Annotated in this window: 21 protein-coding genes and 1 tRNA gene; 12 read left to right on the forward strand and 10 right to left on the reverse strand. The window is 70.8% G+C overall.

From position 1 onward, the window contains the following. The first annotated feature begins 465 nt into the window (after window positions 1-465). The 3 genes from OG329_RS21025 (at window position 466) to OG329_RS21035 (ending at window position 7,012) form a co-directional block, all read left to right on the forward strand. A tRNA-Ser gene (locus OG329_RS21025) sits at window positions 466-552 on the forward strand. Window positions 553-2,258: 1,706 nt separating this feature from the next. Further along, window positions 2,259-6,569 carry a trypsin-like peptidase domain-containing protein gene (locus OG329_RS21030; protein WP_405797187.1) on the forward strand — a complete coding sequence of 1,437 codons (4,311 nt, stop codon included), beginning with the start codon at window positions 2,259-2,261 and terminating at the stop codon, window positions 6,567-6,569. An 80-nt stretch (window positions 6,570-6,649) separates the two neighbouring features. Further along, window positions 6,650-7,012, forward strand: a complete 363-nt coding sequence (locus tag OG329_RS21035; protein WP_405797189.1) for a CU044_2847 family protein — start codon at window positions 6,650-6,652, stop codon at window positions 7,010-7,012. Window positions 7,013-7,059: 47 nt separating this feature from the next. On the opposite strand, the gene OG329_RS21040 is transcribed toward OG329_RS21035, so the two are convergent. Next, the gene (locus tag OG329_RS21040; protein ID WP_405797191.1) at window positions 7,060-7,572 is read right to left on the reverse strand and encodes a hypothetical protein; all 513 of its coding nucleotides are present in this window, start codon (window positions 7,570-7,572) and stop codon (window positions 7,060-7,062) included. Between the two features lie 137 nt (window positions 7,573-7,709). Between OG329_RS21040 and OG329_RS21045 the strand changes: the two genes are divergently transcribed. The 4 genes from OG329_RS21045 (at window position 7,710) to OG329_RS21060 (ending at window position 11,286) form a co-directional block, all read left to right on the forward strand. Continuing rightward, window positions 7,710-8,114 carry a cytochrome ubiquinol oxidase subunit I gene (locus OG329_RS21045; RefSeq protein ID WP_405801935.1) on the forward strand — a complete coding sequence of 135 codons (405 nt, stop codon included), beginning with the start codon at window positions 7,710-7,712 and terminating at the stop codon, window positions 8,112-8,114. A 250-nt stretch (window positions 8,115-8,364) separates the two neighbouring features. Further along, the gene (locus OG329_RS21050; RefSeq protein ID WP_405797192.1) at window positions 8,365-9,096 is read left to right on the forward strand and encodes a GPR1/FUN34/YaaH family transporter; all 732 of its coding nucleotides are present in this window, start codon (window positions 8,365-8,367) and stop codon (window positions 9,094-9,096) included. After that, window positions 9,093-10,664, forward strand: a complete 1,572-nt coding sequence (locus OG329_RS21055; RefSeq protein ID WP_405797193.1) for a GAF domain-containing sensor histidine kinase — start codon at window positions 9,093-9,095, stop codon at window positions 10,662-10,664. Before OG329_RS21050 ends, OG329_RS21055 begins: the two co-directional genes overlap by 4 nt. A 166-nt stretch (window positions 10,665-10,830) precedes the next feature. Then, window positions 10,831-11,286, forward strand: a complete 456-nt coding sequence (locus OG329_RS21060) for a cyclic nucleotide-binding domain-containing protein (protein WP_405801936.1) — start codon at window positions 10,831-10,833, stop codon at window positions 11,284-11,286. Between the two features lie 45 nt (window positions 11,287-11,331). On the opposite strand, the gene OG329_RS21065 is transcribed toward OG329_RS21060, so the two are convergent. Beyond that, window positions 11,332-12,063: a response regulator gene (locus OG329_RS21065; protein ID WP_405797194.1), complete on the reverse strand. Its 732-nt coding sequence runs from the start codon at window positions 12,061-12,063 to the stop codon at window positions 11,332-11,334. Between the two features lie 197 nt (window positions 12,064-12,260). Here OG329_RS21065 and OG329_RS21070 point away from each other — a divergent pair, with 197 nt between their 5' ends. After that, window positions 12,261-14,756 (forward strand): glycoside hydrolase family 65 protein, encoded by a 2,496-nt coding sequence (locus tag OG329_RS21070; protein WP_405797195.1) that lies wholly within the window; start codon window positions 12,261-12,263, stop codon window positions 14,754-14,756. Between the two features lie 31 nt (window positions 14,757-14,787). Here OG329_RS21070 and OG329_RS21075 read toward each other — a convergent pair whose 3' ends face one another. The 7 genes from OG329_RS21075 to OG329_RS21105 all read right to left on the reverse strand — a co-directional run bounded on the left by OG329_RS21075 (window position 14,788) and on the right by OG329_RS21105 (window position 21,545). Further along, window positions 14,788-15,843, reverse strand: coding sequence for a zinc-binding alcohol dehydrogenase family protein (locus OG329_RS21075; RefSeq protein WP_405797196.1), 1,056 nt, complete (start codon window positions 15,841-15,843; stop codon window positions 14,788-14,790). A 66-nt stretch (window positions 15,844-15,909) separates the two neighbouring features. Beyond that, window positions 15,910-16,896 carry an ABC transporter substrate-binding protein gene (locus OG329_RS21080; RefSeq protein ID WP_405797198.1) on the reverse strand — a complete coding sequence of 329 codons (987 nt, stop codon included), beginning with the start codon at window positions 16,894-16,896 and terminating at the stop codon, window positions 15,910-15,912. A gap of 44 nt (window positions 16,897-16,940) precedes the next feature. Next, the gene (locus OG329_RS21085) at window positions 16,941-17,714 is read right to left on the reverse strand and encodes an ABC transporter ATP-binding protein (protein ID WP_405797199.1); all 774 of its coding nucleotides are present in this window, start codon (window positions 17,712-17,714) and stop codon (window positions 16,941-16,943) included. A 1-nt stretch (window position 17,715) separates the two neighbouring features. Continuing rightward, a complete protein-coding gene (locus tag OG329_RS21090) occupies window positions 17,716-18,747 on the reverse strand; it encodes a FecCD family ABC transporter permease (RefSeq protein ID WP_405797200.1) in 1,032 nt (343 codons plus the stop codon). Further along, window positions 18,744-19,772 (reverse strand): pyridoxal-phosphate dependent enzyme, encoded by a 1,029-nt coding sequence (locus OG329_RS21095; RefSeq protein ID WP_405797201.1) that lies wholly within the window; start codon window positions 19,770-19,772, stop codon window positions 18,744-18,746. The genes OG329_RS21090 and OG329_RS21095 overlap by 4 nt, the downstream gene beginning before the upstream one ends. After that, window positions 19,693-20,754, reverse strand: coding sequence for a GHMP kinase (locus OG329_RS21100; protein ID WP_405797203.1), 1,062 nt, complete (start codon window positions 20,752-20,754; stop codon window positions 19,693-19,695). The genes OG329_RS21095 and OG329_RS21100 overlap by 80 nt, the downstream gene beginning before the upstream one ends. Continuing rightward, a complete protein-coding gene (locus tag OG329_RS21105; protein WP_405801937.1) occupies window positions 20,751-21,545 on the reverse strand; it encodes a Rossmann-like domain-containing protein in 795 nt (264 codons plus the stop codon). Before OG329_RS21105 ends, OG329_RS21100 begins: the two co-directional genes overlap by 4 nt. A 407-nt stretch (window positions 21,546-21,952) precedes the next feature. Here OG329_RS21105 and OG329_RS21110 point away from each other — a divergent pair, with 407 nt between their 5' ends. Next, a complete protein-coding gene (locus tag OG329_RS21110) occupies window positions 21,953-23,137 on the forward strand; it encodes an MFS transporter (RefSeq protein ID WP_405801938.1) in 1,185 nt (394 codons plus the stop codon). Between the two features lie 186 nt (window positions 23,138-23,323). Next, window positions 23,324-23,779 carry a lamin tail domain-containing protein gene (locus tag OG329_RS21115; RefSeq protein ID WP_405797204.1) on the forward strand — a complete coding sequence of 152 codons (456 nt, stop codon included), beginning with the start codon at window positions 23,324-23,326 and terminating at the stop codon, window positions 23,777-23,779. 77 nt (window positions 23,780-23,856) lie between these two features. Here OG329_RS21115 and OG329_RS21120 read toward each other — a convergent pair whose 3' ends face one another. Next, a complete protein-coding gene (locus OG329_RS21120; protein WP_405797206.1) occupies window positions 23,857-24,786 on the reverse strand; it encodes a bifunctional DNA primase/polymerase in 930 nt (309 codons plus the stop codon). Between the two features lie 330 nt (window positions 24,787-25,116). Here OG329_RS21120 and OG329_RS21125 point away from each other — a divergent pair, with 330 nt between their 5' ends. Together OG329_RS21125 and OG329_RS21130 are read left to right on the forward strand one after the other, a co-directional pair. After that, window positions 25,117-25,425 carry a hypothetical protein gene (locus tag OG329_RS21125; protein WP_405797207.1) on the forward strand — a complete coding sequence of 103 codons (309 nt, stop codon included), beginning with the start codon at window positions 25,117-25,119 and terminating at the stop codon, window positions 25,423-25,425. Between the two features lie 485 nt (window positions 25,426-25,910). Next, window positions 25,911-26,525 carry a SigE family RNA polymerase sigma factor gene (locus OG329_RS21130; protein ID WP_405797209.1) on the forward strand — a complete coding sequence of 205 codons (615 nt, stop codon included), beginning with the start codon at window positions 25,911-25,913 and terminating at the stop codon, window positions 26,523-26,525. Window positions 26,526-26,543 lie beyond the last annotated feature (18 nt).

Below are 26,543 nucleotides of genomic sequence, written 5' to 3' on the forward strand. Positions count from 1 at the left end.
TCGAAAATCCCGCGGCCGCGCCCAACCTCGCCAGGAACCTGAGCGACGTCGTAGAAGCCGCGGACGAGTCGCACAGCGCCGTCCGCGCGATCGACTGGCAGGCGACCGGACAGACCTCCGGGACCCTTGAGGAGTGGCGGGAGCTTTACCGTGGCGCCTTCCGAGCCATCAACGACTTCCACGAAGCCGCTCGTACCGATCTCGGTGTGCTCGGCAGCGCAACGGGTGAGAAGCACCCCGAGCGGGATCTCTTGCTGCCGGCCGCCCGTCGAGAGGGCAACCGGACGAGTGGCTGACGCGTCCTGGCTCTACTCGATGGCGGCTCGGCGCCCGTGCGTTGCACCCTGGACGGGCCTCGGCCACGGACCGTTTCCGGAGCCCACGGACCAGGGACGGACCAACGCCACGGGGGGCCGGTCGCAGCCGGTAGGCTGTAGCCGCTCCGTCGCTGGTGGGCGGGGCGTGGGTGGGTTGCCCGAGCGGCCTAAGGGAACGGTCTTGAAAACCGTCGTGGCAGCGATGTCACCGTGGGTTCAAATCCCACACCCACCGCAGCAGGTCAGAGAACGTGCTGGTCAGAGGGCGGGCCCCCGAACTGGGTCCCGCCCTCTGTGTTCACTCTGTCTCACCCTGAGTCGGCATATCCCACCGTTGACCAGTGCGTGTGGGCCATATGCGGGCCGGAATCGCGGACTCACCCACCGCCCAGACCCGCTCAATGAGGGGGACGCCTTCGGCGACGCCCGTCAGGGCGCCCACCCTGCCTGCGGTGTTGGTGAGCCGGACCCCGGCGGGGGCGGCTGATCAAGGGCGCGTTCCGCTCGCGCCTGCCCGATCGGCGCGGGCAAGTTCGCGCCGCGCCGGCTCAGAGGTGGCGGTGCGTGGGGCGGAACCTCCGTCCCGGTCCATCTGCTCGGCCAGTCTGCCGATGATGCCCTCCGGCCGCTGACGTAGCAGAGCAGGTAGCTGTCCTCGAACCGGGCGACTTTCTCTGCCTGCCGCAACTCCGGTTGCTGTCCACACCCGGGAGACCGGCATGTAATTGGGTACGACGTATCAGCCGAGTGAAGACGTCTCCCGGGAGTGCGTACGCGTGAATGCCCTGCAATCCATCGACCCGACCGTGCCAGATGATCTCAACCCTGAGTGTGTCTGGTACGCGTCATACGGATCCAACATGCACTTGGACCGTCTCGGGTTCTACATCCGAGGTGGCCGGCCGCCAGGTACTACGAAGACCTATCCCGGTTGCAGAGACCCGCGAATGCCCAGCCGCTCGATCCCGGTTGAGTTGGGGGGTGCCCTGTACTTCGCGACCGATTCGCCGGTATGGGGAGGCGGCAGGGCGTTCTACGACCCGGGGGCCGAAGGCCGGGTTCTGGCGAGAGCGCACCTGGTGACAACGGGCCAGTTCTCGGACATCGCGGCTCAGGAGATGTACAGGGAGCCAGGGCCAGGTTCGGAGATCGATCTCACGGAGGTGCTTACCCGAGGGACTGCGACCTTGGGTGAGGGGCGATACGAGACGCTCGTGTGTGCCGGCCAAGTGGAAGGGCTACCGGTGCTGACCTTTACGGCCCCTTGGGGTCTGAAGGACGTGCGGTGGAACCCTCCGTCATCGGCATACGTGCGCTACCTGGCGGCGGGACTGCTCTCCGCAGCAGCCTGGGACATCAAGGCGGTTGCTTCGTACGTCGCGGCTTGCCCAGGTGTGGCGGGCCACTGGTCGGAACAGGAACTCACTGACCTGTTGAACGAATGACGCATGTGTCAGGGGCCGGCCGAAACCTTCGACCATACGTAAAGGAACCATTACGCGCGCCGGGATGACTCGACCGGGATGACGGTGTCCGCCGGCACCGGCAGGGTCGCGCGGGTGGAAACCTCGTTCAGCAGCGCCCGGTTCAGTGCATCCCTGCCGCTCCAGCCCCTCAGCCATGTCCGTCGACAGGCAGTCGGCCGACCAGCCCGGTGAGCTGTGTGGCTCCGCGGATGGTCGCAGGCCGCATGGCCTGAGCCGAGGTGCGCCCAGGCGATGCGTACGGCGCGGGAGGCCCTGGACGCCGCGCTCAGTGGGCGGCCCCCACTGAGTCAACTGTCGGCCTGTCTGGCCCTCCGAGTCGTGTCGCACCGTCGCGACAGTCTCGGCCTTCGACGCGCCTCCGCGCGTCAACATCAGTACCAGCGAGGCGAGTTGTCATCGCGGTGGGTGGCGGTGGATCGTGGGTGTGTTGTCCGGAGCCGGAGGGAAGCAGGGCATGGCCGCAGAGTGGCGCAGTGACGTTCTGGGGACCTCGCAGGTGCGGATACGCTCGGCCGACGGAGACGTTGCCGGTGCCGGGTTCCTGGTTGCCGCGGACCTGGTGTGTACCTGCGCGCACGTTGTCGAAGAGGTCTTCGACCTCCCGGCGTCCGTGGACGAGGCGCCCGGCGGGTCGGTGGACCTCGACTTCCCGCTCCTGTCCGCCCGTCCCTCCGCGCGGGCGAGCGTGGTCTCCTGGCGCCATGGTGGAGCCGATGTCGCCCTGTTGCGGCTCGACAGGCCCGTCGAGGGCGCGAGGCCGGCGGGGCTTGTCGATGGCACCGGGGTCTGGGAGCACCCGTTCCGGGTGTTCGGACACCCGGACGGTGCGGATCACGGCGTCTGGGTGCGGGGCACCCTGCGCGCCGGGCAGGGGGAGGGGCTTCTGCAGATGGAGGCGCACCTGCCAGGGCCCCGCGTCACGGAAGGCTTCAGCGGGTCTCCGGTGTGGGACGACACCCAGGGCGGGGTCGTCGGCATGACCGTCGCCGCGCACCGGGGGGAGAGCACCGCCTATCTGCTGCCGTCGGCCGATCTGATCGATGAGCACACCATGCCGGCGCGTTGCCCGTTTCAGGGACTGGAGCCCTTCACCGAGGAGCAGTCGGAGTTCTTCCACGGCCGTGACGCCGACATCACCCGGGTGACGGAGGCCCTTCACCAGCGGCCGGTGGTGCTGGTGGTCGGGCCCTCCGGATGTGGGAAGTCCTCCCTGATACGGGCCGGGGTGCTGCCCCGGTTACGGGACGAGGGTGTCGGCGCCTCCGGGTTACGCCCCGTACCGGGCGCTCGGGCGACTTCCGTTCTCGCCCGCGCCCTGACCGATGTCCTGGAGCCGGGGCTCGGCGAGATCGAACGCCTCACCAGGGCCGAGGAGTTGGCCCGGCTCCTCGCCGACGGTGAGGACGTCCTTGAGGAGCTGCGCGTCCGTGTCCTGGGCCGTGGCCCGGGTGCCGGGCACGTGCTGTTCGTGGACCAGCTCGAGGAGTACGCACGCGCCGTGCCGGCCGAAGCACGCGAGCTGTTCCGCATGCTGTCCGGCCTCGCCGGCCGACGCGGCGCGGCAGCCCTGCGGGTGGTCGCCACAGCGCGTCCCGACTCCCTGAACGTACTGGTGACGGCCAGTACGTCCGACGTCGTCAGTGATGCGGTGCAGTTCCTCGCACCGCTGAGCGACGACGACTTGAAGCGCGCGGTGACCGCTCCCGTCGACGCCGTGCCGGGGCTGTGGTTCGAGCCGGGACTGCCCGAGCGGATCGTCGCGGACGCGGGCGACGAGCCGGGGCGGATGCCGCTGGTCCAGTTCGCCCTGACCGAGTTGTGGCACCGGCGCAGCGACTCGATGCTCACCCATGCCGCCTACGACGGACTCGGAGGCATCGCGGGGGCCCTGGTAGGACACGCGGACGGCGTCCACGCCCAGTTGACGCGGGAGCAGCAAGAGCTTGCTCCCCGGTTGTTCGCGCAGTTGGCCCGGCCGGGCGACGGCGACACCTTCGTCCGCCGGCCCGCCCGAACCGCCGATCTCGCTCCGGAACTCCTCGCACTCGTACGCGAGTTGACCCGATCGGGGAAACTCCTCGTCCTGTCGTACACACCGGGGGAATCCGGCCAGGAGGAGATCGTCGACCTGGCACACGAAGCGCTGACCGAACTCTGGCCGCTCCTTCGGACCTGGCTCGTGGAGTCCCGGGAATTCCGTGCCTGGCAGGAACAGTTACGCGCCGATGTGGGCCGCTGGCAGGCGCAGCGGAGCGATCCCGCGCGTCTGCTCAGCGGCGCTGACCTGGCCGAGGCGGATCTCAGGCTCGAGGGACACAGCCAGGACGTCTCCGCCGAGGAGCGTGCCTTCATCCGGTTGAGCCACCGCCACTCCCGGCGCAGGATTCGCGCACGCAGGGCCGCGGTGGGAGTGCTCGCCGTGCTCACGGCGCTCTCCGTCGTCCTGGCGCTCTCCACCTGGCAGGGCCTGAAGCGTGCCGAACAGCAGCTCCGCTTCCAGGCCGCGGGCCTCCTCGCCCAGGCCGCCGAGGCGCGCCCGCCGGACGACCCGGCCACGGCACTGCAACTCGCGCTGGCCGCCTACAACGCCCGGCCGACCGCCACGACCCGCCAGGTTCTACAGAGCCAGTACGTCCGTGGACAGCACCTGCTGGCCAGCCACCCATCGGTCTGGACGGGGCGCGCCACGGACATGATGTCCACCCCGGACGGTCGTGTACAGGTGGTCACCTCGACGCGGAGCAGCGACCACCCCAGGTTCACCGTGGTCACCGACGCCTTGAGCGGCACGCCACGCACACGAGAGCTGAGTGGTGTTCCCGAAGGACTGGTTCACACGCAGGCTCTGAGCCCTGACGGCCGCTTCTTCGCCGCTTCGAGTTCGTCCGATGTCGTGCTCCTGTGGCGACTGGACGGCTCCTCCCGCCCCGAGCCGCTGTCCATAGCCCACCCGACGGCCGGAGGGGTCACCAGCACTCTCGATTTCAGCAGCGACAGCAAGCGGCTCCTGCTGACCGTGAAGCCCTCGGGCAGATGCTCCCCCCTTCCCAAGTGCCCGCCCTCGTTCGCCGAGGCATGGGAGACCGAGTCGGGTGCTCGCATCCGCGTACCGGAGGGGCTCGTCCCCGAGAGAGGAGTGCACGAGGCGGCGTTCACCTCCGACCCGGATTCCGTCGCGACCATCAGCTACACCTCTGACCTGGACCACAAGGTCCTCGAGATCAGGGACCTGCGCACCTCCCGGCTGCGTTACACCGCCACCGTCAAGGACAACTTGGACTCAGGTGTCCAGCTGGGGGCTGGTGGTGAACTCCTCATCAGCGGGAACGGTGACGACTCGTACTCGCAGCCCCTCGGAACCACCCCCGGTCGTCGCACCAAGCTGCTTGCTGTCCGCTTGGGCATGGACAGCACCCAGCGTTTCCACGTGTCGTCGGACGACTCCTCGAGCGGCACCGATGAGGGACTCTACGACGAGAAGATCCTGACCGACCTCAGCACCGGGCAGACCCACATCGCCCGCATTCCCAGCGCCCGCGACACGGAACTCTCCGTCGCGGGCCCCGCGGTGGTGCCCCGCGACGACGGTGGGACGGCGGTCCTGGTACCGCTCGGCACCGCGCTCATGGTCGTGCGCGCCGAGCGCTACGACCGTAAACGATTCACCGTCACGGACAGCAACGCGGCCTCCAGCGTGTCACCGGACCGGCGCTTCATGGCCATCGCGGACCAGCGCAGCCTGAAGGTCCTCGACGCGTCCGGCGCCCGGCGGCAGTCCGTTCCGCTTCCGTTCATCGACGACGCGCCGTCCTGGACGCTCTCCTGGACCGCGGATTCGCGGTGGGTCGTGGTGTGGAGCAGGCAGGGCAACCTTCTCGCCGCGTACCCCGTACGGAACCTGAAGGACAAGGTGTCACTCGACGGTGCGCTGCCCGGGGCGAAGGCAGCGGCACAGGAAGACGGGCACCAAGGCAGCGAGGTGGAGGAGCTGGCCGCCCTGGGCGGCAGCGAGATGGCCCTGCTGACGGTCGACGGTCGCCTTGCCCGTTTCGACGCCGCCGACGCGGACCTCCTGACGCGGCCCACAACCGCCCATCCCGATCCCGACCGGGCCGGTGCCGGCACCCTCGACGACATCTTCACCGAGGGCCGGCTCGTTCCCCGGCCGCACCACCCTGGTCAGGTCGCGGCGGTAACCCGACGCGGCGCCGGCTTCGGTGACGTCCTGCTGTGGGACCTTCGAACCCCCCGGCACATCGCGACCCTGCCAGGGCTCCCGATCGCGGCGGCATTCGAGCCCAGCGACGAACCGCCGACCCCTCCACTCGCCTTCGACGAGCGCGGTTCCCGACTTGCCGTCGAGAACACCAGCAGAGACGTGCAGGTATGGGATGTCGACAGGCGCAAGGAGCTGCCCGGCAGTGCGTCCGGCTCCGTGGACGGGCACTTGATCGGCGTCAGCGACGAAGACCGGGTTCTCACCTCCAACAAGGGCCAAGTGACGATCCATGACCTGGCCGACAGCGGCAACTCCACCACGCTGCACGTCCCCGACGGGGCAACGGCCGCGGCCTACGTCAGAGGAAGCCGCCTTACCGTGTTCCTCGGAGGGGTGCAGGGGTCCTTCACCTTGCGCCGCCGGACGTTCGACCTGCGCCCCGAGGCCCAGTTCCGGGCCCTGTGCGATGTCGTGGGCCGCGACTACACCCCCGCCGAGCGTAACCTTCTGCCGGACGGAACCCCGGCGCAGCCGCCCTGTGGCTGACCTGGAGAGGCGAGAGGATCCCGCGGCCGAGTCCGGCAACTCCGCTGTCCGGGCGGGGTTCCTCCCGCACAATGATCCGCATGGAGGATTCACAGGATTTCGCGCTCTCGGACGGAACCACGGTTCATTTCGTCGTCGAACCCGCGGAGCAGGAGCAGGAGCAGGCACCGGACGGCATCGGCCCGCTCGTTCCCGTCGCCAGGCGCAGGCGGGGGGCCGCCGCTGTCGCCTCCGACGCGCTGCGTACGACGCTGCAACCCCTCGGCTCGCTGGTCCAGGACGTGCACGACTCGGTTACGACAGGGGCGACCCCACCCGCCGAGGTGTCCGTCACCTTCGGCGTTCAGTTCGGCCACGACCTCAAGCTCGGCATTGTCAGCGGCAGCGGGCAGGCGCATCTGACGGTCACCGCCACGTGGAGACCGGAACAGAGCCAGGCGTAGTCACATCTGAACGCCGGCCGGCTCGCAGTGGGCCGGTTCGGCACCCTTCAGGAGAAGTGGAACAGCACGCCATCGCCGCGTTCGGCCACCGCGAGGACGAAGGCGCGGAAATCGTTGAACTCGTCCTCGTCGACGGAGCCGTAGCTGTCGTAGGCGTAACCGTCGTCGACGGTGAATGCCTCGCCGCTGCCCTCGCACGCGTCGGCGAACCGTATGTCGCGCAGCCAGCCGGCCAGTTCGGTCATCAATCCGGGATCGAGTCGCATGGCCGTACTGTCCTCGTCGTCGTCCCCCTCGTCCGCGTCGTCCTGGGCCTCAGCTTCGTCCTCGTAGTCCCAGTTCAGGTCGATCTCTTCCTCGCCCGTGAAGACGTTCACGGGCGCGTCCCAGACCAGCGACTCCCACAGGTTGAACGAGAACCGCTCTATGTAGAAGGTGCGGCGCTGGGCGCTGTCGTCCTCCGGGATCTCGTCGACGAGGCGCGCCGCGTACGACGGGTCCCGCCTGGCGCGGGTCAGTTGTTCCTCGTTGACGCTTCGCAGTATCGCTGTGATGCCCACGTCTCTCCTACGGTTCGGCTGACCGCCGCTGATGCTAGCTCGTAGCGAAACGGTGTTCTGAACGGGCAGTTCGTGCACCGGTACGCGGAGCCGTTACGACTCGCCGAGTGTGGTTCGGGCGGTAAGAGGCCGGATTCATCGGAATCATGCTCTACGGCGACGGGCGCGTGAGTGAGCGGCGGATGTCCGTGGCGACGTCCATCGTGTCGGTCGGCACCATGATGTCCACGTTCTGGATCCTTTCGGCGAATTCGTGGATGCAGCAGCCCTCCGGCTACTCGATCGTCGACGGTGTATTCACGCCGAGCGACTGGGGTGCGGCGATCTTCACGCAGGCATTCTGGTGGCGCTTTCCGCACATGGTGCTGGGGGTCCTCATCTCGACGGCGCGGCTGATCGCCGGCATCGCCGCACACCACGGTCGTACACAGCCGGGTACGTCTGGCCGCTGCCCCGTGCTGCCCCTCGGATCACCCGTCCCCGCCGGAAGCCGCAGCCGGCGGCAGCCGCGACGTCGCCCCGCCGGTCCGGTCCGCGCCTGATCGCTGTTCGACCGTCGCCGGACGGCGGCCCGTGGCGGCCCCTCGGGCCGTCGATCGCGCATGCGTCAGATGGACGAACAGCGTTGGACGGGGTGTTGCCGGGGACGCACCGTGGATGACGTGACCATTGCTGAGCTGCCCTTCCACCAGGCGCCGCCGGCCACGGCGGAAAGGACGCCGGCGGACGCGCGGACTGGAATGTGAGACGTCTCGGTACAACGGTGAAGCGACTGACGCAGAGGGTGATGGCATGGCGGAAGAGTCAACAGGTCGTCCAGGAGGCAGTTCTGACGTTCCTTCCCCGAACTACGATTCGGCTCGCCATGAGGCCGATCTCCGGTCGATCGTCCGCGTCAATCTACGAGCCCTGGCCACGCCGTTGCCGCTGGGGTTCTTCACGGTCGCCATTGACTCGGTCGTCGTCTCCGCCTATCAGTTCGGGATTCTTCCCACGGAGTCTCAGGCCGCGGTCGCGCTCGTCGTGCTGCCCGCATTCATCCTCCAGCTCACTGTCAGCATCTTCTCGCTGCTCTGCCGTGATGCGGCGGCCTCGACGCTCATGGGTTGTTTCGCGGCGAGCTGGCTCGTCGAGGCGGGAATCTTCTTCGTACAACCGGCGTCGGGGAAGGAAGTCCTGGGGATCTTCCTCATCGCCTTCTCCATCTTCATCTTTCTCATCCTGCTGACGGCGACGGCGAAAAGAGCGCTGGCCGCGGTACTGGTGGTGGCCGCTCCCAGGTTCTTCGTATCCGGGCTGGCGTCGGTCACCGACAACGGTTCCATCGGCAAGGCCGGGGCCGTCCTCGGCTTCGCTCTGGCGGCGGTCGCGATGTACACGGCCTGGGCCTTGCTGTTCGAGGAGACGCGTGGCCACGAGGTCCTGCCCATCGGGAGGGTCGGCCCCGCCCATGCCACCACCGGCGACCTGGCCAGCCAACTGAGAGATATCGAGCGGGAGGCCGGAGTACGACGGACGCTGTGATCCGCCCCGAGTCGTCCGGTCGGCCACCCGGGCCGTCGGACGTCCTGCCCGACGAACTGCGGGCGCGGCTCGGAGCCGTACAGCGCGGTCGTCCCGAATCGGTGCGGGGCCTGCTCGAGGCGGTGCTCTCGGTCGGACGGGAGCTGGAACTCCCCCACCTTCTGCGGCGCGTCGTGGAGGCGGCGGTGGTGCTGGTGGACGCCGAGAACGGAGCCCTGGGTGTCGTGGGAGCGGACACCCGCCTGGACGATCCCCCCACGGGCCCGTTCCTCGGCGTGCCCATCAGGGTCCACGGCGAGGTGTTCGGCGAACTCCACCTCACCGGGAAGCGCGGCGGCGGAGATTTCGACGGCGACGACGAGACCTTGCTGGCCACCCTCGCCGTGGCCGCCGGGGCGGCGATCGAGAACGCGCGGCTGTACGGGAGCGCACGGGACCGGGAGAACTGGCTGCGGGCCGGCGCGGATGTCGTGGCCGACCTGCTGTCCGGGGCGGACGAGACGCGGGCGCTGCGGCTGATCGTCGACCGGGCGCGCCATATCCTCTCCGCCGATCTGGGGGTTCTCGCCCTGCCCGAGAAGGACGGCGCGTCCTTGCGTGTCGTTCTCGCCACCGGGGTCGCCGCCGATGCCCACCGCGGTCTGGTGCTGCCCCGGGAAGGCTCCCTCATCGGTGCCGCTCTGTCCGCCGGCAAGCCGCTCGTCAGCGCCGATGTGGAGTACGACCCCCGGACTGCCGCCGGCGTCGGCGGCCCCGCGCGGTGGGGCGGTCTGGGGCCGGCCGTCGCGGTGCCGATGATCGCCGGTGAGGAGGTACGAGGCGTTCTGCTGCTGGCCAGGCTCCGCTCGGGCGCCCCGTTCACCGGGGCCGAGACCGCCCCCTTGCCGGCGTTCACCGCGCGGGCGGCGCTCGCCATGGAACTCGCCGGGCGTCGGCGCGCCGCCGAGCGGACGAGCGTGCTGGCGGACCGTGACCGTATCGCCCGGGACCTGCACGATCTGGCGATCCAGCGACTCTTCGCCACCGGGATGACGCTCCAGAGCGTCGTCCGCTCTGTCGACCGTCCCGAGGCGCGGGAGCGACTGCTGCGCGCCGTGGACGATCTGGACGAGACCATCAAGATCATCCGTTCGACGATCTTCGGGCTGCGCGCCCATGAGGCGGGGCGGTCCGGGCGCGGGCTGCGGGCGCGCGTCGGCGACGCGGTCCAGCAGGCGGTGCGCGCGCTCGGGTTCACGCCGTCCCTGCGTATGGAGGGCCTGCTCGACACGGATGTCCCTCCGGAGGCCGTCGAGCAGGTCGTCGCCGTCCTCGGGGAGGCGCTGAGCAACGTCGCGCGGCACGCGCACGCCACGTCGGCGTCGGTGGCCCTGGTGGTCCGGGGCGGCACGCTGACCCTGTCGGTCTTCGACAACGGGGTGGGGATGGGCATCGGGGCGGACCGGCGCCGAAGCGGGCTGGGGAACCTCGCCGAGCGGGCGCACGGCCTGGGCGGCGCCATGACGGTCGAGACACCCGGCGAGGGGGGTACGCGCCTCGTATGGACGGTGCCGGTCGTCCCCCGGTGAACAGTCAGGACGATCAGGGTGGCGAATGGGCCGTTCGGGCCCCTGGCCGTGCCGGACGGCCCATGCCACGTTCCATCACAAAGGGGGCATTCTGGTGTTACGTCCCATCCGGCGGGGTGGCGGGTGATCACCGGCCGGAGCGCACCCGGGAGGTACGGCCATGGCCATGACTCTGCTGAACGCTCTGCCCGGCCGGACACGCGAACGGCTGATGGCGCTCTCCCGTCCGGTGTCCTTCCCGGCGGGCACACGGATCTTCGAGGACCGGGGTTCCGCGGACCGCTTCTGGGTCATCCGGACCGGTGCGGTCAACCTCGACCTGAGCGGGCACGCACGGGACTCGGGCGCTCTGGAACTGCTGGGCCACGGTGATCTGCTGGGCTGGTCGTGGCTCGTTCCGCCGTACACCTGGCAGTTGGGCGCGGAGGCTTTCAGCATGGTCCGGGCGCACGAGTTCGACGCCGTGGCCGTACGGGCTCTGTGCGACGAGGACCCTGTCGTGGGACTGGCGCTGCACCGGCGCGTACTGGAAGTGGTGGCCGACCGTCTCCAGGCGACCCGGATCAGGCTGCTGGGCATGTACGCGCCGCACATGAGCGCGAGCGCCTTGCCCGTCGAGTGATGAGTGATGAGTGACGGGTGCCGGGTGCCGGGTGACAAGCGCTGATCAGGGGCGTCCGCCGCCGTGGTCGTCAGGGTGGGAGGCCGCCTCCGTAGTGGCGAGAACCGCCGCCTGGATACGCCGCTCGACGCCCAGTTTGGCCAGCAGCCGCGAGATGTGATTCTTGACCGTCTTCTCCGACAGAAAGAGACGTCCGCCGATCTCACGGTTGGTGAGCCCTTCCCCGATCAGTACGAGGATGTCCCGCTCACGGGGTGACAGCCGCGACAGGGCCTCCCGCCCCGACGCCGTCCCGCCCTCCCCTTCCCCCTCCGCCTCGCCCTCCTCGCCGCGCAGACTCCGCATCAGCCGGGTCGTGGTCGCCGGGTCGAGCATGGACTGGCCGGAGGCGACCGTCCGCACGGCGGCGACCAGGTCGGCCCCCTTGATCTCCTTCAGTACGTAGCCCGCCGCCCCCGCCATGATCGCGTCGAGGAGCGCGTCGTCGTCATCGAACGACGTGAGCATCAGGCACGCGAGGCCGGGCATGAGCGAGCGCAGCTCCCGGCAGACCGTGATGCCGTCACCGTCCGGGATCCGTACGTCGAGTACGGCGACATCCGGGCGCAGGGCCGGGCCCCGGGCCAGCGTATGGGCCGCCGTATCGGTGTCGCCGACCACCTCGATGTCGGGTTCGGCGTCGAGAAGGTCCTGTACGCCGCGCCGCACGACCTCGTGGTCGTCGAGCACGAACACCCGGATCGGGTGCGACGGCGAAAACTCCCGTACCTCGCTCATGTCGGCCCTTCCCGCCATAGGTGGACCAGGCCCCGCTTCCATCCTGGCCCACCTTCCGGGGTCGGGCCAGGGCCGGGCCACGGGGCCGGGGCGGAGCGGGGAGCCGGGGCGGGCCTTGCGTGCGTTGGCCGGGAATCGCTCTCCGGGGGAGGCTGGAATCCGAGGCGGCACCCCACGAAGGGACAGAGGTGCGGACCATGGACCGCTGGACCTGGACGTACGAGGGCTTCGACCCGGAGCGGGAACGTCTGCGTGAAGCCCTGTGCACGCTGGGCAACGGATACTTCGCCACCCGCGGGTCGGCGTCGGAGACGTCCGCCCGCCCCTGGCACAGCCCGGGGACGTACGCGGCGGGTTGCTACAACCGGCTGGAGTCCACCGTCGCCGGGCGCCGCGTCGAGAACGAGGACATGGTCAACCTGCCCGACTGGCTGCCGCTGCGCTACCGCGTACGCGTCGAAGGGGCGGGCCCAGGCCACTGGCTGGCGCCCGGCGGCCCCGAGCTGATCGAGTACGGGCAGACGCTGGATCTACGGCACGGCACACTCACGCGGCGGTCGGTGTACACGGTGGTGGCGGAGAACGGCGGCCGTCGGCTGCGTGTGGAACAGCGCCGGCTGGTCCATATGGGAGAGCCGCATCTGGCCGCGCAGCGCACCTCGTTCACCGCCGAGGGCTGGGCGGGCGAGGTGGAGGTCGAAGCCGCGATCGACGGTGACGTACGGAACGACGGGGTCGCCCGCTACGCGGATCTCGCGAACCGGCACCTGACGGGGTGGTGCACCGGCACCGGGCCGACCGACACGGTGCCGATCGACACGGTGCCGACCGGCACCGCGCCGGCCGACAAGGTGTCGGCCGGCAGGGCTCGTACCAGCTCCTCCGCGCCGGCCGACACGGTGTGGCTGTGCTGCCGCACACTCAACTCCGACATCGGCATCGCGCTGGCCGCGCGTACCCAGGTGGCCGGCCGCCCCGGCATCAAGCCCGCCCCACGGCTCTTTGACCGGCGGGCCGTACAGACCCTGACGATCCCCGTGGAGCGCGGCGAGACGGTCTCCGTCGACAAGACGGTCGCGCTGTACACCTCGCACGATCCGGCGATCAGCGATCCCTGTACGGCCGCGAACGAGGCCGTACGACGGGCGCCGGCCTTCCCCCGGCTGCTCGCCTCGCACCACCGCGCCTGGGAGCGCATCTGGCGGCGGACGGCCTTCGACGTGCCCGGGGAGGCGGGCTCGATCCTGCGGCTGCACCTGTTCCACGTACTCCAGACGCTCTCCCCGCACACCGCCGACCTGGATGTCGGGGTACCCGCGCGAGGGCTGCACGGCGAGGCGTACCGAGGCCATGTCTTCTGGGACGAACTCTTCGTCCTGCCCTATCTGAACCTGCACTTCCCGGAGGTCTCCCGGGCGCTGCTCGGCTACCGCTACCGGCGGCTGCCCGCGGCCTGCCGCGCCGCGGGCGAGGTGGGGCGCGCGGGGGCGATGTATCCGTGGCAGAGCGGGAGCGACGGACGCGAGGAGTCGCAGCGGCTCCATCTGAACCCGCACTCGGGCCACTGGCTGCCCGACCACTCCCACCTCCAGCACCATGTCGGGTCGGCGATCGCGTACAACGTGTGGCAGTACGCGCGGGCGACCGGCGACACGGAGTTCCTGTACGGCGACGGCGCGGAGATGCTTGTCCAGGTCGCCCGCTTCTGGGCGGACTCGGCGGTCTGGGACCCGTCGCTGGAGCGCTACCGCGTCCGGGGTGTCGTCGGCCCCGACGAATATCACGACGGCTACCCGGACTCCACGGCGGCGGGACTGGACGACAACGCGTACACGAACGTCACCGCCGCGTGGGTGCTGGCACGGGCGCTGGAACTCAGCCGTGCCATGCCGCGCTCGCGCGGCCAGGCGCTGTTCGAGCGCCTTCGGATGGATCCGGCCGAGCCGGAGCGCTGGGACGACATCGCGCACCGCCTCCATGTGCCGTACCACGACGGTGTCATCAGCCAGTTCGAGGGATACGCGGACCTCGACGAACTCGACTGGGAGCGCTACCGCGCACGCTACGGCGACATCCGCCGGCTGGACCGGATCCTGGAGGCCGAGGGGGACTCGGTCAACCGGTACAAGGCGTCGAAGCAGGCGGACGTGCTGATGCTCGGCTATCTCTTCTCCCCGGCGGAACTCGCGGCTCTCTTCCGGCAGCTCGGCCACCGCCTCGACGACGAGTCCTGGCGGGCCACCATCGACTACTACCTGCCCCGCACCTGTCACGGTTCGACGCTCAGCGCCCTGGTCAGCGCGTGGGTGCTGGCCAGGGCGCGCAGGGACGAGGCGTGGGCCTTCGCCGAGGAGGCGCTGGTCGGGGACGTGGCGGACATCCAGGGCGGTACGACGGCCGAGGGCATCCATCTGGGCGCCATGGCCGGCACGCTGGACTTCGTACAGCGCTGTCTGACGGGGCTGGAGACGCGCGGTGACGGGCTGTCGCTCGACCCGGCGCCGCTGCCTCAACTGTCGAAGTTCCGGGTCGGCGTCCGCTATCGGAACCACTGGGACGTGGAGCTGCGGATCCGGACGCGGCGGGTACGGGTGGGTGTGGCGGAATCGGCGGAGGAGCCGCTGTGCGTCGCGCTCGACGGGAGGAAGTCGGCTGTCGCGCCCGGCACGGCGCGCTGGCTCGATCTGCCGTGAGGCTGTGCTCGGAGACTGACAGGGGGCCGGCTCAGCCGGGCATGAGCACGGCGGCGCCGTCGACGCGGTCGGCCGCGAGGTCGGCGAGCGCCCGGTCCGCCCGGCTCATCGGGTACGGGCTCACGGTGACCCGGATGCCGATCCGCTCGGCGAGGGCCAGGAATTCGCGCCCGTCCTGGCGGGTGTTGGAGGTGACGCTGCGCAGGTCGCGCTCCTGGAAGAGATGGCGCTGGTAGTTCAGCGAGGGGATGTCGGTGAGATGGATGCCCGCGATCGCGAGCGTGCCGGAGCGGTCAAGCGCCTGAAGCGCCACCGGCACCAGGTCACCCACGGGGGCGAACAGGATGGCCGAGTCCAGCGGTTCGGGCGGGCGGTCGTACGCGTCACCCGCCGAGGCCGCGCCGAGGCTCAGCGCCAGTTCGCGGGCCCGCGCCGACCTGGTCAGCACATGGACGGTGGCGCCCTCGGCGAGGGCGACCTGGGCCGCCAGATGGGCCGACGCGCCGAAGCCGTAGAGGCCGAGCCGCCCGCCCTCGGGCAGGGCGCTGCGGCGCAGCGAGCGGTAGCCGATGATCCCCGCGCACATGAGGGGTGCGAGCGACGCGGCGTCGTGGGATTCCGGGAGGGGGTAGGCGAACGCGGCCGGAACCAGCACCAGTTCGGCGAAGCCGCCGTCCTCGTCCCACCCCGTGTAGGTGGACCGGGGGCACAGATTCTCCTGCCCGGCCCGGCAGTAGCGGCAGACCCCGCAGGTGCCGCGCAGCCAGGCACCGCCTGCGCGGTCGCCGGTACGGAACGAGGTCACCGCCTCGCCGACGGCGACCACGCGGCCGACGATCTCATGGCCGGGGACGGTCGAGGGCCGCCGGGGCGGGAGATCGCCCTCGGCCAGATGCAGATCCGTACGGCAGACCCCGCACGCCTCCACCCGCAGCAGCAGATCGCCGGGGCCGGGGACGGGTGTACCCCGCCGTACCCGCTCCACCGGCCCGGCACCGGCACCGGCACCGGCACCGACCTCGATCGGACCGGGCCTCTCGACGGCCCAGCAGTGCTGTGTCTCCGGGACGGAGACGGCGAACGTCATGTTTCCAGCGTGCGGCGGGTGGGGCGGCGGGGCAACCGGATGCGCCGGCCCCCGGTGCGGGGGAGATCAGCGGTTCAGCGAGGTGAGGTACGACGCGAACTTCTCCAGGCCGTCGATGTTCCGTGGGCCGCTGATGCCCTCGTTGTAATCGAGGACGAAGAACTGGTTCTTCCGCACGGCGGGCAGTTCGCTCGTGCGGGGTGACTTCTTGAGGAAGTCGATCTTCTCCTTCGCCGGCTGGTCGCCGTAGTCGAGGATGATGATCACCTCAGGTGCGGCCCGGGTGACCGATTCCCAACTCACCTGCGTCCAGCGTTCGTTGAGGCCGTCGAAGATGTTCCGGGCCCCGGCGGTCTTGATGATGTCGTTCGGCGGGACCTGGTTTCCGGCCGTGAACGGCTGGTCCGTGCCCGAGTCGTAGAGGAAGACCGGCAGGGGGTCGGACGTGGGCGCGCTCTCCTTGACCGTGTTCACCCGCTCCTTCAAACCGTCGACCACCTCGGTCGCTCTCTCCTCCACGCGGAAGATCTCGCCGAGCCGTTCGAGGTCGGTGTAGAGGCCGTCGAAGGGGGCTGTCTTCTCCGGGAAGCCGGGGTAGTTGAAGCAGCTCTCGGTGTGCATGAAGCTCTGGATGCCGAGCTTGTCGAGGATTTCGGGGGTGATGCCGCGCTGGTCGCTGAAGCCGGAGTTCCAGCCGGCGACGACGAGGTCGGACTTCTGGGAGACGACGAGTTCCTTGTTGAGAAGGTCGTCGCTGAGCATCTTGACCTTGGCGTACTCCGCCGCCCAGGGGGACTCGCTCACCGGCGGGTTGGCCGGGGGCATGACGTAACCCAGTACGTGGTCGGTCAGACCGAGGCTGAACAGCTTGTCCGCGCTGCCGCCTTCGTAGGCGACCGCCCTCTTCGGGACGGTGTACGGGACGGCTTCGCCGCACCGTCGCACGGTGGTCTCGGCGTCGGCCTCGGTGTCGGTCTCGATGTCGGCGCCGCAGCCGGCGAGCAGGACGGTGAGGGCGGCGGTGACGGTCACAGCGGTGGTACGTGGGGACATGGGCGTCTCTCTGTTCATGGGTGTGCTGTTCATCGGTGTGCTGTTCATGGGCGTGGTGTGAGTGCGTACAGCAGTTGCGGATCGCCGGTGCGTGGATGGCGTACGACCTCCGCCCGGACCCCGAACACCTCCCGCAGAAGTCCGGCGGTGAGCACGTCCTCGGGCGTGCCGGCGGCGACGAGGCGCCCCTGGGAGAGGACCGCGAGCCGGTCGCAGGCGGCCGCCGCGAGGTTGAGGTCGTGCAGCACGACCAGGACGGTCAGGCCCGATCCGCGCAGCAGCGACAGCAGTTCGATCTGGTGGCGGATGTCGAGATGGTTGGTGGGCTCGTCCAGGACCAGGATTTCCGGTTCCTGGACGAGGGCGCGGGCCACCAGGACGCGCTGGCGTTCGCCGCCGGAGAGCGTGAGGATCCCGCGCCGGGCGAGATGGCCGATGTCGAGGCGGGCCAGGGTGCCGGTCACCAGCTCCCGTTCCCGTACGCCCGGAATCCCGTTGCCGCGCAGATGCGGGGCCCGGCCGAGGGCGACGACCTCCTCGACGGTGAAGTCGAGGTCGACGGAGCTGTCCTGGGTCATGGCGGCGACGGCCCGCGCGCTTTCGCGCAGGGTGAGTGAGGTGAGGTCGCGCCCGTCGACCAGCACGGTGCCGCCGGTGGGCCGCAGCGCGCGGTAGACGCAGCGCAGGGCCGTGGACTTGCCGCTGCCGTTGGGGCCGACGAGACCGACGACCTGGCCGGTGCCGACACGCAGGGACAGATCCCGTACGAGGGTCTTGCCGTCCAGCGCGAACGTCACGCCGTCGAGGGCGAGTTCCATGTCAGTGGCCTCCGAAGAGATAGCTCTTGCGCCGCATCAGGGTGATGAAGACCGGCACTCCGACGAGCGCGGTGATCACACCGAGGGGCAGTTCGCGGGGCGCGGCCAGGGTGCGGGCGACGAGGTCGGCCCACACCATGAAGACCGCACCGGCCAACGGCGCGAGGGCCAGGACCCGTGCGTGTCCGGCGCCGGCCACCAGCCGTACGAGGTGGGGCACGATCAGTCCGACGAAGCCGATCGCGCCGCTGACGGCGACCATGACCCCGGTGAGGAGGGAGGCGAGGACGAGCAGGAAGCGCCGCTGGCGGTCGGGGCTGATGCCGAGACTGATGGCTGTCTCGTCGCCGAGCGCCATGACGTCCAGGGAACGGCTCCGCCGGTGCAGCACCGCGATGCCGAGCAGGACGGCCACGGTCACGACCGGCAGCGCGCCCCAGCTCGCCGCGCCGAAACCGCCCATCGTCCAGTACAGGACGGTGCTGGTCGCCTCGCCGCTCGGCGCGAGGTAGATGATCACGCTCATGACGGCCTGGAGTCCGAACGAGACGCAGACGCCGGTGAGTACGAGCCGCAGCGGGGACAGCGCGCCGCCGCGCGAGGAGGCGAGATAGACGAGGAGGGAGGCCAACAGCGCGCCCGCGAACGCGCCGGCCGACACCGCGTACAGCCCCAGCCCCGCGAGCCCCCCGGTGACCGTGACGCCGACGGCGCCGACGGAGGCGCCGGAGGAGACCCCGAGGACGAACGGGTCGGCGAGCGCGTTGCGCACCATCGCCTGGACGGCGACACCGACCGCGCTCAGCCCGGCGCCGACCAGGGCCGCGAGCAGTACGCGCGGGGTGCGGATCTCCCAGACGATCTGGTACGTGGTGGTGTCGGCCGCCGCGACGCGGCCCCCGCCGATCGCCGCCAGGAGGAAACGGGCGGTGTCGGCGGGCGCGACCGGCGCGGGGCCGAGGCTGATGGCGAGAAGGATCGAGCCGGAGAGTACGAGGGCGAGGGCCGCGTACACGGCGGCGGAAGGTCTCAACGGTGCGGCCGTTCAGGTGAGTTGGGCGCGGGCGCGCCCGCACGGTTCCAGTCCGTCCGCGACCAGGGGTGGGCCAGCTCGTCGAGCGTGGACACGGTGCGCGGGGCGAGGGCGTCGGCCGGCTGTGCCGTGCGATGGCGGGCGAACACCGAGTCCGTGTAGCGGTGGCCGGTGTCGGCGGCGATGAACAGGAACGTCCGACCGGGGTCGCGGTCCCGTTCCCACCGGGCGGTGAGATACGCGGCCCCGGTGGACAGTCCGGCGAATACGGCGTGCCGGCGCAACAGATCGACGCTGCCGGCGAGGGCGGCGTCGAAGCCGAGCCAGTGCAGGGTGTCGTAAAGGGTGTGGTCGACATTGGCGAAGGGGATGGAGCTGCCGATACCGGCGATGATGATGTCGCGGTCGGGTACGCGCTCGCTGCCGAAGGTGACGCTGCCGAACGGCTGGACGCCGATGAGGCCGACGCCCGGTGAGTGTTCGCGCAGCCGGCGGGCGAGCGCCCCGGTCGACGCGCCGGATCCGACCCCGCCGACCACGGTGAGCGGGCCGCCGCCGCTCAGCTCGCGGTGGATACGGTCGGCGATGGCGCGGTAGCCGAGGTAGTGGATGTCGTCGTGGTACTGGCGCATCCAGTGGTACTCGGGGTGCCGGCCAAGGATCTCGTGGACACGGGCGACGCGCCGCTTCTGGTCGAGCTTCAGGTCGTCGCTGGGGTCCATCTGCTCGAACTCCGCACCCAGCACGGCGAGTTGGGTGCGCAGGGTGTGATCCACGGTCGTGGAGCCGACGATGTGGCAGCGCATGCCGTAGCGGTGGCAGGCCAGGGCGAGGGCGTACGCGTAGATGCCGCTGGAGCTGTCCAGCAGGGTGTCGCCGGGCCGTACGGTGCCGGTGTCGAGCAGATGCCGTACGGCCGCCGTGGCGGAGACGGCCTTCATGGACTCAAAGCGCAGACAGACGAGCCCTTCGTCCAGGCGTATCAGGTCGGGCCGGCCGATCGCGTCGGCGATGTGCTCGTCCATGGCGGGACTCCTCGCTGGTCGTGCTGCTGGTCGTGGAGGTCGTAGAGGTCGTAGAGGTCGTGAACGTCCGGGTCACGGGAATGGCCTCGTGGTTCAGTGCGCGTACGCAGCGGCGCAGGCGCGCCTCCAGATCCGGGGCCGCCGGGTCGAAGATCAGCCCGGCCACGCTGCCGCTGTGCGCGATCTGCACTCCCACCGCCCCCGTCCGCCCGGCGACACGCGTCAGCCGGTCGAACTCCCGGTGCCGCAGGACGCGTTGGGCGCGCCGGGCGCTCTCGGTGGAGACGTGGCCGAGCAGTTGGGTGTCCCCTTCGGTGACCGCCCGCCGCAGCAGCGCGCGCAGTCGCTCGTACGCGCGCACGTCGTCGTCCCCGTACGCCGGTACCGGCAGGGACAGGGTGTCCACGGGCCGCCCGCCGCCCAGGGCGCAGCCGACCACCACGGCGGGCGGCAGCGCGTCGCCGAGGACTTCGAGGACCCGGCCCTCCCGCTGGGCGAACAGCAGCGGCCGGCCGTCGAGCATCAGCGGGTCGGACGCGCGCTCGGCCCGTACCGCGATACGGGCCACGGTCCGCGACGGCAGCCGCAGTCCGCACGCGTCCGCGACCGCGCGCACGGCGGCGATGACGTCGCTGCTGGACGAGCCCATCCCCAGCCCGAGCGGGACATCGCCGCTCAGCCGCAACTCCAGCCCACCGAGGGCGGATTGGGGCCGCCGGGCGCGGCACTCGCGCAGGGCGAGGGCCGCGGCGCGCAGCGCCTTCGTCCGGTCGGGCGGGTCGACCGAGTGGCACCCGGGCCCGGCGCCCGGCCGCAGTACGGCGTCGGCGCGGGTGCCGAGGCCGGTCAGCGGCAGGGTGACCAGGGCGGCGCACCGTCGGCCGCGGGCGTCGAGGAAGACGCCTTGCAGGATCTCGCCGTGGTGGCAACTGGCGTACCCCGTACCGGACATGGCGGGTACGGGGGAGGCCCCGGCACTCACGCGCCGCCCCCGGCGGGGGCGCGGTAGCGGTAGAGCGTCGTCGGCTCCGCGCTGAACTGGGAGAACGGGAACGGCTCGGCCGACAGCGCGGTCACGCCCGCCCCCAGGAAGGCCCGTGCCACCGCGCTGCCCGTCTGCGCGTAGACGATCAGCGGCACGGCGCGTTCGCGGCAGCGGGCGAGGACGGTGTCGAAGGTGCCGTTGCCGATCGTCATCCCGGTGGCGATGACGGCGTCGGCGTCCTTCAGCAGCGTGTCCGCGCTGTCGCTGACGGGGTCTCCCCACTGGGTCGTACGCAGATTGAAGTCGCAGAGCAGCGGGACGCCGCCGCGCTCGCGAACAGCGGCGACCAGCGGGTTGACCACGCCGATGAGCCCGACCTTCGCACCGGGCGCGATGTCCAGCAGACCGGCCACTGCCGCGTCCCGGGCCTTCGCCCGGGTCTCCGGGGTCCCGGCGGGCAGCGGCACCGGCTCGGCCCGCGCCGTACGCGGATGGGGCTCGGCCTCGGTGAGGTACGCGTCGAGGGCGGCGATCCGTATCGGCCGGGGGGCCTCGCGCAGCAGTACGTCCAGAGGCACCCCGGAGGCTTCCCGGCAGACGGCGGGGTCGACCTCACCGGCTTCGAACGCGCAGGCGCCGAACGATCCGCCGAGCCTGATGAGGACGTACTGGTTGAGGTAGGTGGTGTCGCCCCCGGCGAGGCGCGTGCCGTGGTGGATCCAGAACGCGCTGGTGGCCGTGAGGCGGGCGGGATCCGGACCGTACTCTCCGGCCAGGACGCCGGACATCAGGTGGTCGACGGTGCGGGGGTGGTCGGGGGAGTCGCGCGCGGCGAGTGGGGTGTGGGCGGCGGGTCCGGTCGCTGTCAGGTCCATCAGGTCCTCCGGTCCGAGACGGGGCAGAGATATGGCCACGCCCCTGGTCCCTGGTGGGGAAGGGCAAGCCAGCCTGGACTATAACGATAATCATTTTCATCTTGCTACCCTGAGGCAGCCACGGGCGGCCACGCCGTTCCGTTCTCCGCCGCCGTCCGATGTCACGAGGCCCCGCTCACCGGGCACTTGACGGTGGCGGAGCCGTATCAGCCGGCCCTCGATGTCAGGAGCGTCACACCGTGCCGACCGCACCCCGCACCACAGATCTCGCCAAGTCCGCCCCGCCGCCAGCGCGTTCCGTGCTGCGGGACGCCGCCTTCCTGCGGCTGTGGTCGGGCGCCACCGCGTCCGGGCTCGCCACCTGGGCCCTGCCGTTCGTGCTCGGCCTCGCCGTGCTCGACCGTACGATCTCCCCCACCGCGCTCGGCCTGCTCCTGGCCGCCCGCACCGCCGGATTCCTCGCGGCGGTCCCCGTGGGCGGGGTGCTGGCCGACCGGCACTCCCGGCGCGGAGTCGTCCTGTGGTCGGGTCTGGTGGCCGGGGCCTCCGCCCCGCTGCTGGCCGCCGGACTGGGGCGCTCGCTGCCCCTGATGGCGCTCGCCGCCGCGCTCGCCGGAGCCGGGCAGGGCGCCTGCCGGCCCGCCTTCCAGGCGCTCACGGCCGAGGTCGTCGACGCCGGGCGCAGGCAGCAGGCCAACGCCGCCATGACGCTCTCCGTCCGGGTCAGCACCCTCGCGGGCCCGGCCCTCACCGCGCTGCTCGCGGTCGCGCTCAGCACCGGGACGCTGCTCCTGGGCATCGGCGCGCTCTGGCTCGTCGCCGCGCTCACCCCCGGGCGCGGCACACGGAACGCGCGGGTCGCCGTGCCCGCCGACGTACCCGCGCCTGAACGCGCGTCACTCCTGCGGGAGTTCGCGGACGGCGTACGTGAGGCGCGCCGCCACCCCTGGTTCATGGCCACCCTCGCCGCGCTGACCGCCGTCATCGCCACGGGCTACTCCGCCACCGGCGTCGCGCTGCCCCTGGTCAGCCGGGACCGGTACGACACGGGCGTGGTCCTCGCGGCGGCCACCACCGCCTACACCGCCGGAGCCCTCGCCGCCGCCCTGCTCATCGCCCGCTGGCGCCCGCCCTCCCAGGGCTGGGCGGCACTCGCCGGACTGGCCGCCTACGGCTTCGCACCGCTGAGCCTGCTCTTCCCGGTGCACCCCGCCGTCGTCATCGCCGCGTACGCCGTCGCCGGAGTGGGCATCGAACTCTTCAACGTCCCCTGGTTCACCGCCACCCAGCGCGAGGTGGCGCCCGACAAACTCGCCCGCGTCTCGTCGCTCGACTTCATGCTGTCGTACGGGCTGGCGCCGGCCGGCCTCGCACTCATCGCCCCGGCCATCGACACCTTCGGCCCCCGACCCGTACTCGCCGTGTGCGCGCTGACCTGCTTCATAGCCCCGGCCGCCGCCGCCCTCGTCCCCAGCGCGCGCCACTTCTCCCGCCGATCGCCCTAGGGTGCGCCGGTCTTGGGGACCATCGGGCCACTTCGGGCGAAATGGGCTTCACTGTACGGGAGTTGGTGGCTCTACCGGTCGGTATGTCCTTGTTCCGGAAAAGGTAACCAGTAGTAGCCAGTTGGTCATACTCTGGGCGCCTGCCGGGCCCTTTGGGGGGTGCCCGGACTCGATCAGAGGACGTACATGCGCTATTCCCGCACGCTCTCCACCGTCGCCGCGACCGCCGCGGTGGTCGCCGGAACGGTTCTGCTGCCTTCGCAGGCGCAGGCCGTCGGATCGGTACATCTGTACAAGATCTACTACGACAGCCCCGGCACGGACAGCCGCTCCAACGCCAGCCTCAACGGTGAGTACGTGCAGATCCGCAACACCACGACCAGCGCGGTCAGTCTGACGGGCTGGACCGTGGTCGACGGGTCGAGTCACACGTATACGTTCGGCAGTTACTCCCTCGGCCGGGGCAAGACCGTGACGGTGCGCACGGGGACGGGGACGAACACCGCCACCAACCGCTATCAGGGGCGTGCCGCGTACGTCTGGAACAACGACCGCGATACGGCCACGCTCAAGAAGCGGACCGGGGCCAGGGTGGACACCTGCTCGTACAACTCGGCACGGGTCGACTACAAGGTGTGCTGACAGGCTGCCGCGCCGTACGACGCGCCGGCGCCCCCCGTTTATCAGGCGGGGGCGCCGGCGTCCTGTTGCGCGGGTCGTTACGCGGGCCCGGCCGTCAGGCGTGACGCCGACGCGATCGTCGCGCGCGCCTCGCGTTCGGTGAGCCCCGTCCGTACGGCGGCGTCGACAAGCGCCTGCGCGAGGGAGTCGCCGAAGCCGTGCTCGTACGCCCGGCAGGCCGCCCAGAACAGCCGGGTGTTGCGCTGTCCGGCGTGCGCGGCGAGGACGAACTGGACCAGGCCGTGCCCCTGCGCCGGGCGCCCCCGGTGTCCGCCCGGCCCCGCGTGGAGTCCGCGCTCCGGGGGCGTGAGCAGGCGCAGCAGTGCGCGCGGGCAGGGCGCCGGGGTGAGTCCGGCGGAGCCGGGGGCGAGGCGGTACGCGCCCCGGGCGGTGACGGAGCCGGGTCCGACGAGATAGCCGCCCGCGCCGCGTACGTCGATGCCGGGCGCCAGGCGCCCCGCCGAGTTGGGGACGGTGATCCCGGCGGGACCCGACAGCCAGATGTGCCGGCCGCCGCTCGGGGTGAGTACGACGACGGTCTCGGGCAGCGTGAACAGATGCTGGAAGGCGAGCTGTTGGAGCGCGACGACCGAATCGGGCGTCGGGTCCGGCGTGGCGTTCGAACCACCCTGACGGCTGCTCGTCGGTGTCACGTCCAGGTCGACGCCGATCAGATGGTGCGGTGCCCGTCCGCAGGCGATGCCGTAACCCGTCGCCCAGGGCGCGGCGGCGAACAGCGCCCGTACGGCGGCGGGGTCGGTCGTGGCGTCGTGCACGCCGTGACCGGGGAGGCCGCACTCCCCGCGACAGAGGCTCCCACTCGCCCCGCCGCCGGGCTCGTCCCGGTGTGGTGAGCGCAGGGCGGGGAGCTTGCTGGGGGACAGCGGGATGACGGGGAACCCGCTCTCGGCGGCGGAGAGGGCGTGGGCGAGGGCCAGGGTGGTTGTGTGCGGGGCGGTGATGGCCATGGCTCTATGTTCGCACTGATGTTCGAGGAACGGGAGTGGGAAAGATTGGCCAAAATGGTGCGGAAACGCTTCGCCCCTTGCGGGAGCGGGGTCGTGACGAGGTCTGTACGGGCGCATACCAACCGAACTGGCCTGTTGATGTCACGAAGGGGGTTTATCGACAAGTCCTCACGCTTGCGAGGGAATAACACCCTCAGGGCTGGTTCGCCGGGGATTCGGTGGGCAATTCTTGATCCGCGACGTCGAGCACAACGTCGGGGCGGTCGGCCAACTGCCCTGACAAAGGCCGTACTTCTCGTTCACGTAGATCTCGTTCCTGGAGGAACTGACATGGCTAGCTTCCGTACCGCCCGCGTCCTCGCCGCCGTCGCCGCCCTGCCGCTCGCCGCGGCTCTTTTCACCGGCTCGGCATCGGCGGACGGCCTCGTGGACGACGGATCGAACGCCAGCGTGGCCGCGATCGTGGGCAGTGGCGTGTTGGGCAACGGCAACTCCGGCAATTCCACGACCACCCAGCAGGTCGCGACGGGCCCGGGTGCGTCGAATGAGAACAGCACCGCCAGTGTGAACGGCTCCGGGTTCACGGTGATCGACCAGTCCAAGGAGACCGTCGCGGTGAACTTCGTCAATCTCTGGTGATACGCGGCCCGACGGGGGACCTTGCTGAGGGGTGAGCGACGGTCCGCGCGACAGCACTTCGGTGCCGTCGCGCGGACCGTCCTCGTATGCGCCCACGTATGCGCCTACGTATGCGCCTACGTCTGCGGCCCCGCACCCGCGGGCTGCACCTGCCCCCGCACCCGCCCCACCTGTGGTTGTACCCCGCCGTACCACGCCTCTCCGTCCTCATTGAGATGTACGGCTCCGACACCACCGCCCTCGCGTGCGCGGCCCGCACGGCTCCCACCTGCGGCAATCGCCCCCACCAGGGCTCGAAGCCACCGCGCGACGAGGGATCGAAGATCCACAACGGCCCCCCGTCACCTGCGCCGACCCTGACGAGCGTGCGCCGCTCCTCCACCTACAGGAGGTGGGCCCAGCACCACCCCTACTCCCTGAGGCGGACGCGGCTTCGGGACCTGGGGCCGATCCCCTGGGAGGGGCCCGCTCCTAGCGTGGGAGCCATGACCACGCCTGTCTGCGCGAGCGCCCCCAAGGCCGTCTCGTATTCGCCGTACCACCCGAACTCGCACCCGAACTCGCACCCGAGCGCACACCCGCACCCGCACCCGCGACCGCACGTGCCCTACAAGTCCTTCTCGTCGTACGTACGGGCGCGGGGGCCCGTACTGCTGCGTACCGCGCGCTCGCTCACCGCGAATCCGAGCGACGCCGAGGATCTGCTCCAGACCGCGCTCACCAAGACGTATGTCGCCTGGGACCGGATCGAGGACCACCGCGCCCTCGACGGATACGTCCGCCGGGCTCTCCTCAACACCCGTACCTCGCAGTGGCGCAAGCGCAAGGTGGACGAGTTCGCCTGCGAGGAGCTGCCCGAGCCGGCCGGTCTTCCCTCGCCCGACCCCGCCGAGGCGCGGGTACTCCACGACGCGATGTGGCGCGCGGTGATGAAGCTGCCGGACCGCCAGCGCGCGATGGTGGTGCTCCGCTATTACGAGGACCTGAGCGAGGTCCAGACCGCCGAGGTGCTGGGGGTCTCGGTCGGCACGGTGAAAAGCGCGGTGTCGCGTGCGCTCGGCAAACTCCGCGAGGACCCGGAGCTGCTGCCCGTCCGCTGACCGGCGGACGCGCGAAGC

Source organism: Streptomyces sp. NBC_01506 (assembly GCF_045040295.1).
Taxonomy (GTDB): Bacteria; Actinomycetota; Actinomycetes; order Streptomycetales; family Streptomycetaceae; genus Streptomyces.

Excerpts from the sequence above, each read along its gene's own strand:
- OG329_RS21030 (WP_405797187.1), top strand. The coding sequence starts at position 2,259 with ATGGCCGCAGAGTGGCGCAGTGACGTTCTGGGGACCTCGCAGGTGCGG.
- OG329_RS21035 (WP_405797189.1), top strand. The coding sequence starts at position 6,650 with ATGGAGGATTCACAGGATTTCGCGCTCTCGGACGGAACCACGGTTCAT.
- OG329_RS21050 (WP_405797192.1), top strand. The coding sequence starts at position 8,365 with ATGGCGGAAGAGTCAACAGGTCGTCCAGGAGGCAGTTCTGACGTTCCT.
- OG329_RS21060 (WP_405801936.1), top strand. The coding sequence starts at position 10,831 with ATGACTCTGCTGAACGCTCTGCCCGGCCGGACACGCGAACGGCTGATG.
- OG329_RS21065 (WP_405797194.1), bottom strand. The coding sequence starts at position 12,063 with ATGAGCGAGGTACGGGAGTTTTCGCCGTCGCACCCGATCCGGGTGTTC.
- OG329_RS21070 (WP_405797195.1), top strand. The coding sequence starts at position 12,261 with ATGGACCGCTGGACCTGGACGTACGAGGGCTTCGACCCGGAGCGGGAA.
- OG329_RS21075 (WP_405797196.1), bottom strand. The coding sequence starts at position 15,843 with ATGACGTTCGCCGTCTCCGTCCCGGAGACACAGCACTGCTGGGCCGTC.
- OG329_RS21080 (WP_405797198.1), bottom strand. The coding sequence starts at position 16,896 with ATGTCCCCACGTACCACCGCTGTGACCGTCACCGCCGCCCTCACCGTC.
- OG329_RS21085 (WP_405797199.1), bottom strand. The coding sequence starts at position 17,714 with ATGGAACTCGCCCTCGACGGCGTGACGTTCGCGCTGGACGGCAAGACC.
- OG329_RS21095 (WP_405797201.1), bottom strand. The coding sequence starts at position 19,772 with ATGGACGAGCACATCGCCGACGCGATCGGCCGGCCCGACCTGATACGC.
- OG329_RS21105 (WP_405801937.1), bottom strand. The coding sequence starts at position 21,545 with ATGTCCGGCGTCCTGGCCGGAGAGTACGGTCCGGATCCCGCCCGCCTC.
- OG329_RS21115 (WP_405797204.1), top strand. The coding sequence starts at position 23,324 with ATGCGCTATTCCCGCACGCTCTCCACCGTCGCCGCGACCGCCGCGGTG.
- OG329_RS21120 (WP_405797206.1), bottom strand. The coding sequence starts at position 24,786 with ATGGCCATCACCGCCCCGCACACAACCACCCTGGCCCTCGCCCACGCC.
- OG329_RS21125 (WP_405797207.1), top strand. The coding sequence starts at position 25,117 with ATGGCTAGCTTCCGTACCGCCCGCGTCCTCGCCGCCGTCGCCGCCCTG.
- OG329_RS21130 (WP_405797209.1), top strand. The coding sequence starts at position 25,911 with ATGACCACGCCTGTCTGCGCGAGCGCCCCCAAGGCCGTCTCGTATTCG.